The organism is Reichenbachiella sp. (assembly GCF_033344935.1).
In the GTDB taxonomy this organism is placed as follows: Bacteria; Bacteroidota; Bacteroidia; order Cytophagales; family Cyclobacteriaceae; genus Reichenbachiella.
Window position 1 is genome coordinate 2,879,698 of record NZ_JAWPMM010000001.1, and the last position, 15,752, is coordinate 2,895,449.

10 protein-coding genes are annotated in these 15,752 nt (G+C 38.0%); 2 read left to right on the plus strand and 8 right to left on the minus strand.

Features of this window, described 5'->3' with window-relative positions:
- Positions 1 to 177: 177 nt before the first annotated feature.
- The 3 genes from R8N23_RS12525 to R8N23_RS12535 form a co-directional block, all read right to left on the minus strand.
- Positions 178 to 1,164 (minus strand): ChbG/HpnK family deacetylase, encoded by a 987-nt coding sequence (locus R8N23_RS12525; RefSeq protein ID WP_318171945.1) that lies wholly within the window; start codon positions 1,162 to 1,164, stop codon positions 178 to 180.
- Positions 1,165 to 1,217: 53 nt separating this feature from the next.
- The gene (locus tag R8N23_RS12530) at positions 1,218 to 4,262 is read right to left on the minus strand and encodes a two-component regulator propeller domain-containing protein (protein ID WP_318171946.1); all 3,045 of its coding nucleotides are present in this window, start codon (positions 4,260 to 4,262) and stop codon (positions 1,218 to 1,220) included.
- 113 nt (positions 4,263 to 4,375) lie between these two features.
- Positions 4,376 to 6,289, minus strand: coding sequence for an OmpA family protein (locus R8N23_RS12535; RefSeq protein ID WP_318171947.1), 1,914 nt, complete (start codon positions 6,287 to 6,289; stop codon positions 4,376 to 4,378).
- Positions 6,290 to 6,477: 188 nt separating this feature from the next.
- On the opposite strand from R8N23_RS12535, the gene R8N23_RS12540 reads away from it, so the two are divergent.
- Complete coding sequence (locus R8N23_RS12540; RefSeq protein ID WP_318171948.1) at positions 6,478 to 7,059, plus strand: hypothetical protein; 582 nt, start codon at positions 6,478 to 6,480, stop codon at positions 7,057 to 7,059.
- Here R8N23_RS12540 and R8N23_RS12545 read toward each other — a convergent pair.
- From R8N23_RS12545 to R8N23_RS12560, 4 genes are all read right to left on the minus strand, one after another.
- On the minus strand, positions 7,056 to 8,579 hold the full coding sequence (locus R8N23_RS12545) for a HAMP domain-containing sensor histidine kinase (RefSeq protein WP_318171949.1): 1,524 nt from the start codon (positions 8,577 to 8,579) through the stop codon (positions 7,056 to 7,058). The genes R8N23_RS12540 and R8N23_RS12545 overlap by 4 nt on opposite strands.
- Before the next feature lie 30 nt (positions 8,580 to 8,609).
- Positions 8,610 to 9,734, minus strand: coding sequence for a PAS domain-containing protein (locus tag R8N23_RS12550; protein WP_318171950.1), 1,125 nt, complete (start codon positions 9,732 to 9,734; stop codon positions 8,610 to 8,612).
- Positions 9,735 to 9,899: 165 nt separating this feature from the next.
- On the minus strand, positions 9,900 to 12,266 hold the full coding sequence (locus tag R8N23_RS12555) for an ABC transporter permease (RefSeq protein WP_318171951.1): 2,367 nt from the start codon (positions 12,264 to 12,266) through the stop codon (positions 9,900 to 9,902).
- A gap of 139 nt (positions 12,267 to 12,405) precedes the next feature.
- Entirely contained in the window at positions 12,406 to 13,629 is a 1,224-nt protein-coding gene (locus R8N23_RS12560; protein ID WP_318171952.1) for a helix-turn-helix domain-containing protein, read from the minus strand.
- A gap of 97 nt (positions 13,630 to 13,726) precedes the next feature.
- Between R8N23_RS12560 and yaaA the strand changes: the two genes are divergently transcribed.
- A complete protein-coding gene (yaaA, locus tag R8N23_RS12565) occupies positions 13,727 to 14,506 on the plus strand; it encodes a peroxide stress protein YaaA (RefSeq protein ID WP_318171953.1) in 780 nt (259 codons plus the stop codon).
- On the opposite strand, the gene R8N23_RS12570 is transcribed toward yaaA, so the two are convergent.
- A complete protein-coding gene (locus R8N23_RS12570; RefSeq protein ID WP_318171954.1) occupies positions 14,481 to 15,656 on the minus strand; it encodes a twitch domain-containing radical SAM protein in 1,176 nt (391 codons plus the stop codon). The two genes, yaaA and R8N23_RS12570, sit on opposite strands and share 26 nt — an antisense overlap.
- Positions 15,657 to 15,752 lie beyond the last annotated feature (96 nt).

Below are 15,752 nucleotides of genomic sequence, written 5' to 3' on the forward strand. Positions count from 1 at the left end.
AGTTATTATTTTATATTCAATGGTTTAAATTTTTATTGAACAATAAATAAGTTATACCACCTATTCAATCTAGGCTGAATCACCTAGACGTCAACAAAGTTGGTTGTCAAGAATAAAAAAAAGAGATTATAACAACAAAGAATTTCGTCTGTTCAAGAGGGTCTAGTTCTGCACTCACTATAAGTTCGTCCAAGATTGAAATGAGACTAGCGTAGACAAATCAAAATTGAGTAATGCTCGCTGTTCAGCCATTCGACTATCGAAGTAACCCGAATCAATACCGGTATATTTGGAATTTGAAAATTTCGTTTGCTTACAAAACTCATCCAGCTTGGCATAGTCATCATCTATCAGATGAAATACATATTCCATTACTTCCTCTTCTGGTGCATCCATACTAAGGTCTTCACGTAACGCAAGATTTTTTTCGTCTGCAAAAGAATCAATTTCCTGATCCGTCAAATTGTTTGTTGGGAGTGCCAAAGGTCCATAATGCACCGTATTGAGCGCAATCGGCATTTTTGGCAAATCATTATAATGAGCTAGAAACGCTCGCATGCTTCTTGTGTGTGTAAGGATACGATGTCTATTTTCTTTGCTCATATTGTCAAACATTCTGAGTACCACCATAGACATATATAAGTCATTCATGGCCTTAGGAATATTCAAAGGAGAACGAACGGCAAGGCCATTTTCCTTAGCCACCTGGAAAAAAACTTCATGATAGTCCTTAAAGAAAAATAAAGTATTGTGGTGACAACTTAAATGAGAGATTGGAACATTGATCCTATCAAACTGTTCAACTTGTTTGCTGAGTTCGTAGTGTAAGTCATTTAGTTCTCTGTTGACATGCCTGGTACGGCGCATTTGTGTGTACTTCTTAAAGTATTTTCCTTTGCGTAAACTTAGCGTCCCTCTTCGAGTCAGTAGGCCTATTTTTCTTCCCGACACTGGTTTACCGGAAGATATCGTGAGATGACATCCTATTTCAAATTTTCGAGCATCACACTCATCAAGCAATGTCTTAAGTTTAGATTCAAATTGATGGTGGTTTGAAAAAGCAGCTACTGAATTGATCTTCCCGGCATTTACAGCTTTAATTATTCCCTGATCTATAGCTGGGATCGCCCCATAATCGTCTGCTGTAAAAATTACTTTGTTCATGACTTTGGATTAATCAGTCTAAAGACAGTTTACAAAACCAAACATAAGATAATCTATTTCTCAAATAATGTTTTCAGGTTTCTTACTGATATTTTAAAGGTACTACCTTCTCCTAATTTTGACTTAACATCTATCGAACCCTGTAATTTGGCTAATGTCTCCTCGACTATATACAGACCTAACCCTGACCCCTCACTTCTAGTGGTTGCACGATAGAACATTTTAAACACCTTAGGCACGTGGTTTTTTTCAATGCCCGGGCCGTTATCCTGCACTACAATTTGAGCTTCCTGTTTATTTCCTGAAACTTCAATTGAGACGGAAGGATGGTCCACCCTTTCTGGCTGATGATGCTTAAATGCATTTGTAATAATATTACTTAAAACAATTTTTAGTCTTTTCGGATCACTATAAAACGTATTCTCCAGAGAATAACTCACCTCATGATGGATTCTTTCAAAATTCTCAGTATGGCTGATATCCTCAAGGATATTAGAAATCATAGTTTCAAAATCCACTTCTTCAATTTCAATTCCCAATCGAGCATTTCGGGAGTAGTCTACAATATCATGGATAAAATCATCCAGTCTATTGACGCTCTTTTCTATATGGTCAAAGTACTCCGCCTGTTTATTAGGCTCCCCCAATCTTGCCAGATTAATCAAACCTAAAATCGAAGATAGAGGAGATCGAATCTCATGAGAAGCACTGTATACGAAGCGGTCTAATTCGGCATTCACCTTTTTCAACTCTACATTTTGCCTGTTGATAAATGAAATTCTCCATTTATAAATAATTAAAAAAATACCAATCATTAGTGCCAATATCAAAAGGTAGAACCATATCGTTTGATAGAAAAAGGGCTTAACTCTAAATGAAAAGGTTGTAGGATTCGTATTCCATATATTAGACTCGTTAGCACCTACTACTTTAAAAGTGTATTTCCCTGGCGGTAAATTTGTGTATTCCACTCGGCCAGAGTAGTCTGAACTACTCCACTCCTTTTCAAAACCTTCGAGCTTGTATCTAAATTGATTCCGCTCCGGAGCTGTGTAACTAATAACAGCAAATTCAAAAATATACCTTAGCGCTCCTGGCTCAATTACCGTGAACTCATTTTGGATAGGCAATTCTTCGTCATCAACTAGTACAGATCTAATCAATACATCTGGAGGAGAATTGTCCACACGTAGATTATTTGGGCTAATTTCACAAACACCTCCTAACGTAGGAACCATTACCTTACCTTCGGTGGTCAATAATGATCGCGTGGCTCCTGTACATTCTTTGTTGTTCATCCCACTATTTTCATCCAAAACAATATAAGGAAGCTCCTCAATTTTATTACTCATATAACTATCCCAGTCTGATTTATCAATTTGAAGAATCCCTAAGTTGGTGGTGACCCAAAAATTATTCTTACCATCATCTACCAGATCAAAAAATGTTTTACTTCTCCGATCAGAAGTTAATTTAACTGGTACTAAATGGAAACCATCAAAAAAAAGTAGTCCCACATTGGCAGTCACCAATGCTGTACTATCAGACATCAAGTCAATATTGAATAACAGAACACCAGCATCATCTTCTTTGAGGTGATAAGTTGAAACTTCTCCTGATGAATCTAAAACAGAAATGCCACCACTATGAGTGCCAATCAATAAATTCCCATTTGAAGATTCTGCAATGCTGAGTATAAAATTTGATTCCAATTTGTTTTCATTGTCAAAGATTTCATGGACCACACCATCCTTGAACTTCACTAAACCACCAGACCTTGAACCAAACCAAAAGAATCCCTTCTTATCCTTCAGCACTAATCGGAAATTATTAGCCGGCATTCCATTAGCTGTGGAATACAACGTTTCCTTTTCTCCATCTTTGTGAATTACACCTACATACGTGGCCAACCAAAACGTGCCATCTTTATCATGGTAAATATCTCTCACCCCATTACCTGCCAAGTCAGTTGTAATCTTAATCCTATCATAATTGCCATCTCTATATATATCCAGCTGATTCTGATCAGTACCTATATACAAATTTCCATCCCACGACTCATGCAGAATATTAATTCGATTACTTGAGATATCGGGTTCCATTAAGTTTGTGAGTCTGCTCTCTTTTAATCTCACCAAGCCTATCCTACTTGAAGTCAACCATAGACTATTCTCTCGATCTATCATGATGGAGCTTAACCGAACCAAGTCAAGGCCTTTTTTGCCATAGACCCAATCGACTTTATTTAGCTCTCCAGACCAACGAGCAAGGCCATTTTCAGTCCCGGCCCACACTGAATTCCACTCATCTACAAACAAGTAATTGATATAGACATCGGACAACTCGTCAATTGAGATTAACAAGCCATTTCTATCAATATACTGTAGCCCCTTTGTTGATGCTATCATCAATAAGCCATCACTAGTGCATGCCAGGCTTTCAATGTAATTATCGTGTAATCCTTCGTTAGTCGATAAGTGTTTTTCCAGTTTGTCATTTCGCAAACAAAAAAGGCCTTGGCCTTCAGTAGCCACCCAGATTCGCCCTTCGGAGTCTTCTTTAACACTACTAATGGTACTTTTATTCAAAGATGGAATATCAATCCATTCAACGTCATTGTCTGTTAGTTTATACAACCCTTGATTATTGCTTCCGATATAAAGCGCTCCGGTTTGACTGACTAAAAGTGAAGGAATAGATTTAGGTAAATGGCCAGACCGGCTTTCTACCTTAGAAAAAATACCATTGAAGTATTTAATCAGGCCACTCCCTTGTGAGCCTAAATAGATCACTCCGTTATCATCCTCTGTAACCGTATAAAAACCATCTGTTTCAAGCAGGTCCAAATTGTTGATATCATAAATCTCGACACGCTCACCATCATACATCATCACTCCATTGAATGAAGTGATCCATAAAAGTCCTTTGGAGTCTTGAAATACGTGTGTGAGATTGTTGGAAGAAAGGCCGTCTTCAGCAGTCCATTGTGCCAGACTTATGTTTCGGATGGGATCTTTGGGGTCAAAACCAGCTTCTTGTCCACATGCAACCTTGACTATAAAGAAGCTAAATAATACAAAAGCAAGATGTCCTTTCATGCATGTTTTTTATGACCAACTAAAAATGTCAGGTTCCTTCAACAAAAGATAAATCAAAAACTATTGAATTGAAAGCATCAACATTTTTAGTTGGACAAAACATTTTCTGATAATTAGAATTCAACAATAACAAATTCTGTTCGTCGGTTGGCCTTCCGTCCTTCAGCAGTACTATTGTCTTCTAGTGGTACTGATTCTCCATATCCTTTGGCCTGAAGTCGGGCTTCTTCTATTCCTGCTAATTTCAAATAATCTACCACGGCATTCGCCCTCGCCTGTGATAGTCTAAGGTTTGAATCTTCAGAACCCAAGTTATCCGTGTGGCCACCTACCTCAATCACCATAGTTCCGTTTTGCTGAAGAAGTTCAGCAGCTTTATTAAGCTCTACATAACTGATTGGCTTCAGCTCTGCTCTACCTGATTCGAAGAATATATTATTGAGCACCACTTTAGTGCCTTTTTCAATTGGCTCGAGCCCAATATCCTTAGTGATTTCTTGATAAGTAGTGTCTTTCGGCAAGTCAAAGCTCTGAGAATAAAAGAAATAGCCATCTTTACTGGCAGATACACTATAATTCCTACCAGCTGGCAAAACCACCAAATACTCTCCGCTTTCGGAATTACTCTTGTTGATAGCGATCAATTCACCGGTATCAATGTCTTCAATCATCACCAAAGCACCCAAGGGTTCATTCGTATTAGCATTAGCCACTAAACCTTGTATAACTGCAGTTGGCTTTGGTTTCAAATAATCCGGCAACTCGGTTTCATAAATATTGTAGCTATCGCTATCTCTGGAAGAAGAAAAGTATGCTTTTCCAGAACCCGAAATACTAAAATTCTTATCTTCACCCGATGAGTTGATTGGAGCACCTAGATTGATGGGCTTCGCCCATTTACCATTCTCAAAAACGCTGTAAAATATGTCAACTCCGCCATAACCAGGATGTCCACTGGTAGCGTAGTATAAAGTCTTTCCGTCCGCAGCCAAAAATGGACTATTATCACTTAAAGGCGTATTGATTGTACTTCCTAAGTTCTGAGGTATCCCCCAATCACCTAAATGATTAATTTCTGTCATATAAAGGTCCGCCCCTCCATAACCACCATCTCTAGATGAGGTGAAAATAATTCTGGTTCCATCCGAGCTAATTGTTGGTTGCGACTCCCAATCTTCACTGTTTACCACATTCCCCATATTTACTGGTTCAGACCATTTGGTTCCATCTAATGTGGTAATGTATAAATCACAATTCCCTACACTTTCATCTCCTCCACATCGTACATACACCATCGTTTGTCCATCTCCTGTGAATGCTGATCCAAAATCATCATTAATAGAATTGATTGGTTCTGGGAGCATCATCGGTTTACTCCAAGAATCGTTTACAATATTAGACACATAAATATCCTCGCCATAGTGATTGGTTCGAGAACTATCCTGTACATTATCAAATCCACCAGGTCGGACGCTCGTAAAATAGAGCCTTGTACCCATAGGATTAACTTGTGGAGCGTAATCGTTGTACGAGCTATTTAGTTGAGATACCAAAACTGGATCTGATGTTGTATTCGGTTGTTCCCTTACTGATCTACTCGTTTGAGCATAAATCAACCTATTTTTAGCCTCGTGTCTTTTGAGCTGATTTTTTGGAATATCAGGATACATGTCCAAAAACTTTTCATAGTATCTTTCAGCTCTTGACAGCCTATTCAATTCAATAAAGACCTCACCACCCTCGAAATATTGAACTGGGTTGTAATCTGGATTCACAGCTCTTAGTTTTTCAAATGCAATAGATGCTTGCTCCGCTTGATTATTTCTTTTAAAGGACATAGCCAGGTAAAACCAAGCCTTATCAGACCTACTGTTGTACTTTAAGGCTTCATTGAATTTTTCGATTGCCTCATCATATCGGGAATGCTTAAAATACCTCCCTCCGTCTTTAAAAGCGTCCGCAAAGTTTTGTGCATGAAGGTTAGTAGCAAGTGCAAATGTTAGAAAAACTATACTAAATATTCTCATTATGATAATTGGTTGATGTATACGCAAAATAAGGAATCTTTATGAAAACTAGATATTACCAATGTTTAGAAGCCAACTCAATAAGAGCAATTAATGACAGCAGCAGTCAAAGCCATCATCATCTTGAGCCTTTTTTAAGTATATCTCTTAGATTTGTTTAACTTCATTTTACATTTTTAATAATCAATATGAAAAAGCTCACACTTACCTTTCTACTTTTCTCCTTGTCTACGCTTTCACTAACAGCTCAGAAAAAGGTCAATGATATAATTTTCATAGTAGATGAGCTACGAACCACATGGGATATTGAAGCATTGAAAATGGAGAAATATGATGGCATGCGAGAATATTGCCATTCCAAACCATACAGAAACAAAATACTCGATCTATTAGATCAAATCCATCACTATGATACAACGCTGTACTATACCGTAAGTGACAAATATGATGTGAGTTCAGATCCAGAAGCTAAAGAAACCTTGGCCGACATTATGACCTTAGAAACCGTCTATACGAACCCAAATTTCGTAGCCTTTCTAAAAAAGGAATGTGAAAAAGTGATTCACATAGAAAAGAATATGGCTAAAAAAGATAGTGGCGGTTTTGACAAAGATATTTCTGCTTTGGAAGAAGAGCTCATCGAATATATAGATGCAGTCACAGAAAGGGTAGATCTAGTAGATGAACACATTCATCACCTTAAGGAACTCGATCCAAAAGCACTCAAACCTGCTAAGAAGAAAGAAAAGGAAGATGCTTCCGGCTTCTAGTCCATTTCGTTGAGATGAACTGTAAATTTAGCCCCTTGCTTTGGACGGCTATCCACCAATAGTTCGCCATGATGGTAGCTCAAGATCGTACTAATGATGTACATTCCAAGACCACTCCCATTGACATGTGAATGCAACCTAACGAATGGTTTCATAATCTCCTTTTGATATTTTACTGCATCAAAGCCTAATCCGCTGTCTTTCACTATTAGTGATACCCTTCCTTTGTTCACCTCAGTTTTTAGTTCGATAACCAGAGGCTTCTCTGGATTTTTATACTTCACTGCATTAGTCAGCAGATTCTGCATGATGCTCTTCAAGTGTAATGGAGGATAATTAATCTGTTTACACGCAGAAAAATCTTTCTTAAAGGTCGCATTTGAATCCTTAATATCCTGAAGCATGCCTTGAGCCACCTCAGCCAAAACCTTATCAAAAGAGACTAACTGAGGATCCTGATTTAATGAAGCTCTGAGGTGATTCACATCATTAAGCGCATTTACGGTCATGGACAATTGCTCCGCACTACGCTTCACATTCTTCAAGACTGTGTCATAACTATTGTCTCCCATTTTGGTATTCTCCAGCATTTCAATCAATGACTTCATATTATTAACTGGCGCCTTTAAATCATGTGCTGTACTGTATGAAAAATGCGTAAAGCGCTCTATCTCTTCTTGTGCGTCTTGCAGGCGGTCAGCCATATTATTGAATGCATCAACCAAATCCTCAGTGATACTTTCCGGTTTCAATTGAATACGAGTATCAAGATTGCCTGCCCCAAGTCTTTCAGCTCCTTTTCTGATTTGCTCTAGCGGTACCCAAATCTTATAACTAAAAGTATAAACAGCTACCAATGAAAGAGTTGTAAAAAATATCGTGAGCACCACTATCCACTGCATTGACATTTCTTCTTCTTGTTCAACCGACTCTACCTGAGCTTCTGTAAACATCTCCAAACGCATCAATACACCTTCTATTTGTCCATTGAATTCATTTTCTTCAGATTCCACTTTTTCAGATTTTAGCATGGCAGTCTCTAAATCTCTTTGTTCCAATAGTTCGAGCACCTCAATGGCATGCTTTTCATAACTAGTATGCTCAGATTCCAATTTCTTCAAAGCCACTTCCAGTGTTTTCAGTTTAGACAGCTGGCTGCTGCTGGTAGTATTTTTCAATGCTTGCTGTACCTGCTCATCTGCATCAAGCAAATCCTGATCTACCAGGGCCGCCAAGTATCGGAACGTACTATCTGCACGAACAAAATGTTCTTCTGCAAACTGATTCTTGTCAAATTCTTCTGCATATCGAATGGCTCTTTCAAAGTTGATAGATTGCTCCAACTGGTTGGTTTCTATCTGCGTCAAAATTTCGACTAAAGGCAAATCAATTCGAGCTACATCATCTATATCCTGATGCGTAGCCAGCATTCTAAGCAAAGCAAAAGCACTTAGTATGAGTAGCATCAAAATGATAAAACTACTTCTCTTCAATATGGTATCTCTTACTTTATTCTTCATCGCTTGCCTTACGGTTCTTTAAAATTCTTGTTAATCGAGGTCTAATTTAGCATTCATTACTCTTATCACCTCATCTAAATCCATCGTTGCTATCTGTAGGTTGGCCATTAGTTCTTCGTAACTCTCTCTATCATCCCAGGACATTTTAACCAAATCTAAAATACCCAAAATAGATGATATCGGTCTTCTTATGTTGTGCGAAGCATAAAAAGCGTAGTCTTCAAGTTTTGCAATGACTGCCTCCTTCTCTTCTCTTTGTTTTTTATCTCTGGTAATGTCTATAGCCACAGCTATACGCGCACGGCTTTCTCTATAGGTAGTCGAATGCCCAGATATCTCAACAGTGAATTGTGACTGATCTTTTTTTCTATGCTGCCATTCTGATTTCTCCCACTTAGTACCCAACTTCTGTTCATAATCCAAATCTGAAGATTTAGAGGTATTGCCAGCATCAGCTCTTAAATCCATCAAAGTCAATTGTCTGAATTCGTCTAAATCATAGCCATACAATGATATTGCACCATTATTAGCATCTAGTACCGTAAATGAGTCGGGATCGTATATCAGCATCGGAACAGGGCTATCTTTAAACACTGAGTGGTAACTCGCCTCTGTGAGTTGGCGCAATCCCTTTTCTTTGATTCGAAGTTGTGAACTATAGGATTGCGATATATATGATGCAGCTGTAGTGAGATAAATTTTATCATGAGTAGTCCACCGATGCATATTGTTGGTCTTTTCCACGAAAACTACACCCAGAATGACCTCTTTATACCAAACTTGAATGCCAAGCATTGACTTGATATCGTTTGGTCTGATGTAGGAAGTTTTTATTTCATCAGTAAGCTTTCCTTCAACCGCGTCATCAATTTTGATAATTAATTTCGTTTTAATGGCCTCAAAGAAATTTGGACTGGTGCTTCTTTCGAAAGTGTGGCCTTTTACAAATTCATCTTCTTCCTTTTGATATAAGAAAAGGTTTTTGAGTGCTCCTGTTTCTTGATTTAAGACCCAAAAACCCGCACGTTCTACGTCTAATTCAAAAGTAAGTGCGACCAAAACTTCATGCACAAGATCTTTGAACCTACCATTGTGCAAGTAGTCCGATCTAGAAAGCTGTAATAAAGTTTTGTGTTTTGCTTTTGTCCTAACCATTAATTTTTCATTCACCAAAATGCATATTCCTAGCCTTCGCTAATGGATTATAGGATATCAGGGAGGGTCTAAAATAGGTCAACTATAATAGACCCGCAAGTTAATGATATTCTATTTTTTTGCTATTCTGATAGAACAATTAATTTGAACAAAACTCAAACAAATTCATTCATCTCTTAAGGACGTTGCAGGATTTGATCGTGCTACTCGAAGTGCCTGATTGCCAACGATCAGCAAAGAAAAAATTAATGCTATGAAACCTATCACTGGAAATATCCACCATTGGACATCCACACGTATAGGATACCGATCGAGATATTGATCAAGCAAATACCAGGTAATCGGAGCGGATAATGCAAACCCGATCAAAACCAACTTGGAAAAGTCCTTCGACATGAGTGCAATAAGACCAGTTATACTAGCACCTAATACTTTTCGAATTCCGATTTCTTTGGTCCTTTGCTCTGCGGTAAAAGATGCCAAACCAAACAAGCCCAGACCTGTAATAAAAATGGCAAGTAGTGAAAATATAGTGGCTAGCCTTTGAGTCATATTGATTGTGTCAAACTTTCGCTGGAATTCAACATCGGCAAACTGATAATCAAATGGGTATGCTGGATTATATCGATCAAATATCGCTTCCACAGTTTTTAAATTCTCATTCAGATTATTATTGTTTTTGAGCCTAACTGTAATAGCATTTATCCAATCGGGATTCACGATCATAAACATTGGCTTAACCTCTTTATAAGGAGAGCCCATAATCACATTGTCAACTACTCCTATCAGCTGTCGCTTATCGCCCCATAAGTCAAGCGTAGTACCAATAGGGTCTTCTAATCCCATCAAATCAAGTGCAGCCTTATTAATCACAATAGCCGAAGTATCAGTTACAAATTCTTTAGAGAAATCACGACCATGAAGTACGTCTATACCCATAGTTTTGGTGTAGTCATATTCGGTAGAAATTGTAGTAAATATGACCTTTAGATTTTCAGGTTTGCCTGGCCAGCTTAAGAAATTATTTGAATTGATTGAAGTGATTCTACTGTTGGAACGAGTGACCGCATCGACGGCACCAGACTGTAACAATTGATTTTTCAAAACATCATAATTTTCAGCCAACTCATCACTATAATCGACTGAAATTAGATTGGATTGGTCGTAACCCAAATCTCTATCTTTCACCAACTCAATCTGTCTGAAAATCACAACTGTGCTCACGAGTAACAAAATAGAAAAACCAAACTGCATCACTACAAGCACTTTACGCGGGGAAGTTGCGCCTTTCCCAATTTTGATGGTACCCTTGAGCGTTTCTACTGGTCGAAAGGAGGATAAGTAAAACGCTGGATAACTTCCTGATAATACACCCGTGATAAAAACAATACCTAACCCTATTTGCCAAAATTCTAATGATTTGTAATTGATAAACAATGACTTGTCCACCAGATTGTTATAAGCAGGAAGTACAAGCTCTGCTAATAAAACAGCCAATACAAAAGAGATTAAAGAGATGATTAATGACTCTCCTATGAATTGTAGAATCAGATATTTTCTGGTCGATCCTAGACTCTTTCTAATACCTACTTCTCTAGCGCGTCTTTCTGAACGAGCAGTGGCTAAATTCATAAAATTGATGCAAGCAATGATCAAAATAAATATGGCAATTACTGAAAAGAGTTTTACGTGATCATTCCTGCCCTCTTTAATTTCTCCATTGATAAAATTGGAGTGCAGCCGCCATTTTTCTAAGGGGTGCAAAAAGAGTGTTCTCGGCATATCATCTTCACCATTATCCGCAAGCATGGTGGCAATTGCTTCATCTACTGCACCCTGAGCTTTTTCATCATTCAGTTCCACAAAAACTTGAAAAGAGTAATTACCCCAATTGGTCTTGTTTCTAACTACCCATTCGCTCAGCATCTCTCTCTGTTTCCAGGGAACCAGGAACTCAAATTCAAAAGATGAATTAGCTGGTACATCCTTTAAAATACCTGTAACATTAAGGTTGACCTGATCCTCAAATCTGATCACTTGACCTAATGGGTCTTCATTCTTAAAAAGTGTTTGAGCTAATGATTCACTAATGACAATAGAATGCGGGTCATCTAAAACAATTGCTGGATCGCCCGACAACAGTGGATACTCAAACATTTCCAAAAATTCCTCACTTGCATAATATCCTCGCTTAAGCAATCGTGTGTCATCTACAGTAAGCAAACGATCACCGCCCCACCCCGTCACTACAGAATTTACCACACTACTGTGAGCCGTCTTCATGGCCTCATAGGTAGGCAACGGAATAGATTGCCAGGTATTTATTTTATTGTCAAATGTGGCATGCACCCACACCTGGTGCAGGTTCTTGTATTTTGGAATAAACTTATCAAAGGACAATTCATCTGAAACCCAAAGCCAAATAAGTATACTACAGACGATACCAATGGACAGTCCCATAATGTTAATCGCTGAGTAAAGTTTATTCTTGAATAAGTTCCTGAGAGTTATTTTTAGAAAGTTCTTAAGCATGATTGTGTTGAGTTGAGTTTATCTAGAGATTGATACACTCGTGAAATAGTTGCACAGATCAATAAATAATTGTGGAAAACACAATGATTCACTTCTGACTCAGCTCGATAGACTAGCTAATATCAACTTCCTGGGCAATCTACCCTTCTGCTTTCTCCGAGCGATAGGACAATGGAGTTTGACCTGTGAATTTTTTAAATGCTTTATTAAAGGAAACTTTATTATTGAAGCCTGCGCGATAGGCCAATTGAATGACATGCTCTCCCTGACATTCAGGTTTTAAGAACAACTCCTTCACGTATTTAATCCTATACTCATTGATGAAATCAAAAAAGTTCTGATTGAAATACTTATTGATAACTAACGATACATTGTGTCTAGTGGTGTTGGCTTTCAAAGCCAATTCGTTAAGATTAAGATCGTTATTCAAAAAAAGCTCATCCTCGGTCATCAAACTCAGTAACTTATCCTTCAACTCCAGTTCTCCGCGTTCTGTTAATCCGGAATTCTGATATTTATGTCTAAGTAATATGTTGGAAACTGGCTTCCCCGCTAAAACCTGGGGATAGATGTATCCCAAGAAACTCACACAAAAAATAAAGAATGACATAGCAAATGAGATCATGTAATCCCACGTCACATTAAAAAAACTGAAGTTAACCAAAGCATAATAGAGCACAACGGTCAGATAGTACCCCGCGTAGCTAATTAATAAATAGTTGAACCATGGTTTGAGATAAGAATCCTTGAGATTGGCTTGATAATAAAGTCTAAAACAGAAGAACAAATAACCACCCAAAAACACCACTTTCAAATACGCATTGAGCCCAACAATAATGAAAGGTCTAAGGGTTTGATTTAGCATTAGTTTCCTCTCCCCTTGAAAATTGTCTATGTATAGCGGCGCTAAACAAATAGCAATCCCGATAGGAATAATGAAATGAAACCAATCACTCTTGCTAAGCTTTTGACCAGTAGTGATATTTCGTACATAAAGATAAAACAGTACACCAGAGACAAGCAATAGCGGATGGTACCATCCATTGAGGTAAGGAAACTCGCGATTGTAGTTTGTCCAATACAACACATAACTGAAGAGAATAACAGAAAAAGTAAGTAACAAAAAGGCCAGAATTTTGTTAGCCTGCGATTGTGTCCCCTTCAAATTGAAAAGCGCAACAAACACAAACAGGGCTTGCAACGAGACAAAAAGAAACAATGAAGTCCAGGTATCAAATGATGGCTCTGGCAATGGTGCTGTTGTTTGTCCCATACTGGTATATGATAAAGTCATGTACCCAGTTAACAAACACATATTTAGTTTCCACTTTGCCATTTTTCTATTCGAACTAAGTAAGTTCATCGCTTTCAATTTAGGGGTAAATCCGATAAAGATTTACCGAAAGTCCAATAATTCTGAAGGTTCATTTAGTTTTGTCCACATACGTAAAAATTACCTTATGATCGCAGTGATTTCCCCGGCTAAAACGCTGAATTTTGAAAACAACGTAGAACAAGAATCATTCACTACCCCAAGATTTTCTACACAAACCAATCGCCTGATCCGGGAATTGAGATTAAAAAAAGCAGCTGACATTCAGCAGCTTATGGGTGTGAGTGAAAACATTGCTCAACTCAATGTGAAGCGATATAAGGATTACAGAAGAGAACATACGCTGGACAACTCAAAACAGAGTATTCATGCATTTAAAGGTGATGTATATATTGGATTAGACGTAGATCAGCTTGACGCTTCAGATATTGAATTTGCGCAAAAGCATCTCCGAATTTTATCCGGCCTATATGGTCTGCTTCGTCCCAAAGATATTATTCAGCCCTACCGCTTAGAAATGGGTACTAGTCTTCAAGTAGGTGAACATTCTACACTATATAAGTACTGGAATGACCAAATAGTGAAATTGGTTCATAAGGATTTAAAAGAACAAGGAGATCAAGTAATCATCAACCTGGCTTCCAATGAGTACTTCAAAGCTATTCAAAGAAAAACACTCAAGGCTCAAGTAATCGATGTAGAGTTTCTCGATTTAAAGAATGATAAATACAAGGTGATATCTTTTTTTGCTAAAAAAGCCAGAGGCATGATGGCCAGGTATATTCTTAAAAACAGAATCAATGACCCTGAACTACTTAAGGCATTTGACTATGAAGGTTATTACTTCGATCCTCAAATGTCATCTGAAAATCATTTAGTATTTAAGAGGGATCAAGCACCTGGCTAAGTTCCGGAAAAACTTGATGAAAGCTCTCCCCTCTTAATCCATCAAGAACTTCGAGTTGTTTTTTGAGTTTTGGCACCTTACTGCTCCAATCGGCCTTATTCATAAATTGAATCAGTGCCTTATACTCATTGATCAGAGACTTTTTGGCACCTTGAGCCACAAGCCATTCTATCTGCTTATCAATAGACTGACCAACTTGTCGCTTAAGCTTTTCTGGTAATACTTTTATATTGTAATAATCCGGTCTGGAAAGAAGATTTAAATAAACCGAATCAATGTCTATCAGCTTTTCTTCTGCAAAATATCGGTGAATATCAGGTAGAGAAGAAACATTGAACACGCTCACTGTCGGGGCAATTTCAAGCATGACATGAGGAGCTTTAGTTTTGATTGTTCTCATATTATCCACAAAACCTTTCCAGGACACACCCTTTCTGATATATTCTCCTGCTGCTCCCATGTGATCAATACTGGCAGATACCGTTACTCGCTCAAAATGCATCCACAAATCCAAGACACTTCTACCTTTGAGTTTAAGCACACTTAAGTTGCTATTATATCTCAGGTGAACTTTGGTCTGGCCTTGTTGAATCAATCCCTCTAACCAATCATAGTGTTCCTTCATCATCAGTGGCTCCCCACCTGCAAAGTAAATTTCTTCAACTTCCACCCCCTGATCTAAAAGCTCCTTCACAAACCCTGAACTATCCTTACTCGCTTCGATTATGGGTTTATTTCCAAAATTTTGTTTCAGCAATTTGGCTTCTTCAAACCAACTAGAACTGGCACCATGCCAGCAGGTTCTACACCGCAGATTGCACAAATTATTGAATCGAATATCCAAATAAACCGGTTTGGCGTTCACTGATTTTCCATCAATATCAGTTTCATCCACCCAATGCATTCGGTGTTCGAATTTTTGAAGGGTTTCTGTCCTCATGCTGCTCTTTCCTGCTTCCTCTTTGCTAAAACATGAGCTACATCTTTTGTCCTTTCCCCCTTCTATCAAGAACTTTCTAAACTTTCTGATTGGTTCGTCTTGCCAAATTTCTTGTATAGATTGTAAGTTGATATCTCCCAAGACAATGTTGGCATTACAACAAGCTTTGACTAACCCATCCGTATCGACGTGTAGATGGAGCCAGGGCATTAAACATAAGTTTTGGTTTGAATTTTGCAAGAACTCGAAATTGATGTTTTAAATTTATTGTTTGCTACAACTGATCAATCCAAAAATACTATTTAA

Bases quoted from the DNA above. Each gene is read 5' to 3' on its own strand.
- R8N23_RS12525 (WP_318171945.1), bottom strand. From the start codon at position 1,164: ATGAACAAAGTAATTTTTACAGCAGACGATTATGGGGCGATCCCAGCT.
- R8N23_RS12530 (WP_318171946.1), bottom strand. From the start codon at position 4,262: ATGAAAGGACATCTTGCTTTTGTATTATTTAGCTTCTTTATAGTCAAG.
- R8N23_RS12535 (WP_318171947.1), bottom strand. From the start codon at position 6,289: ATGAGAATATTTAGTATAGTTTTTCTAACATTTGCACTTGCTACTAAC.
- R8N23_RS12540 (WP_318171948.1), top strand. From the start codon at position 6,478: ATGAAAAAGCTCACACTTACCTTTCTACTTTTCTCCTTGTCTACGCTT.
- R8N23_RS12545 (WP_318171949.1), bottom strand. From the start codon at position 8,579: ATGAAGAATAAAGTAAGAGATACCATATTGAAGAGAAGTAGTTTTATC.
- R8N23_RS12550 (WP_318171950.1), bottom strand. From the start codon at position 9,734: ATGGTTAGGACAAAAGCAAAACACAAAACTTTATTACAGCTTTCTAGA.
- R8N23_RS12555 (WP_318171951.1), bottom strand. From the start codon at position 12,266: ATGCTTAAGAACTTTCTAAAAATAACTCTCAGGAACTTATTCAAGAAT.
- R8N23_RS12560 (WP_318171952.1), bottom strand. From the start codon at position 13,629: ATGAACTTACTTAGTTCGAATAGAAAAATGGCAAAGTGGAAACTAAAT.
- yaaA (WP_318171953.1), top strand. From the start codon at position 13,727: ATGATCGCAGTGATTTCCCCGGCTAAAACGCTGAATTTTGAAAACAAC.
- R8N23_RS12570 (WP_318171954.1), bottom strand. From the start codon at position 15,656: ATGCCCTGGCTCCATCTACACGTCGATACGGATGGGTTAGTCAAAGCT.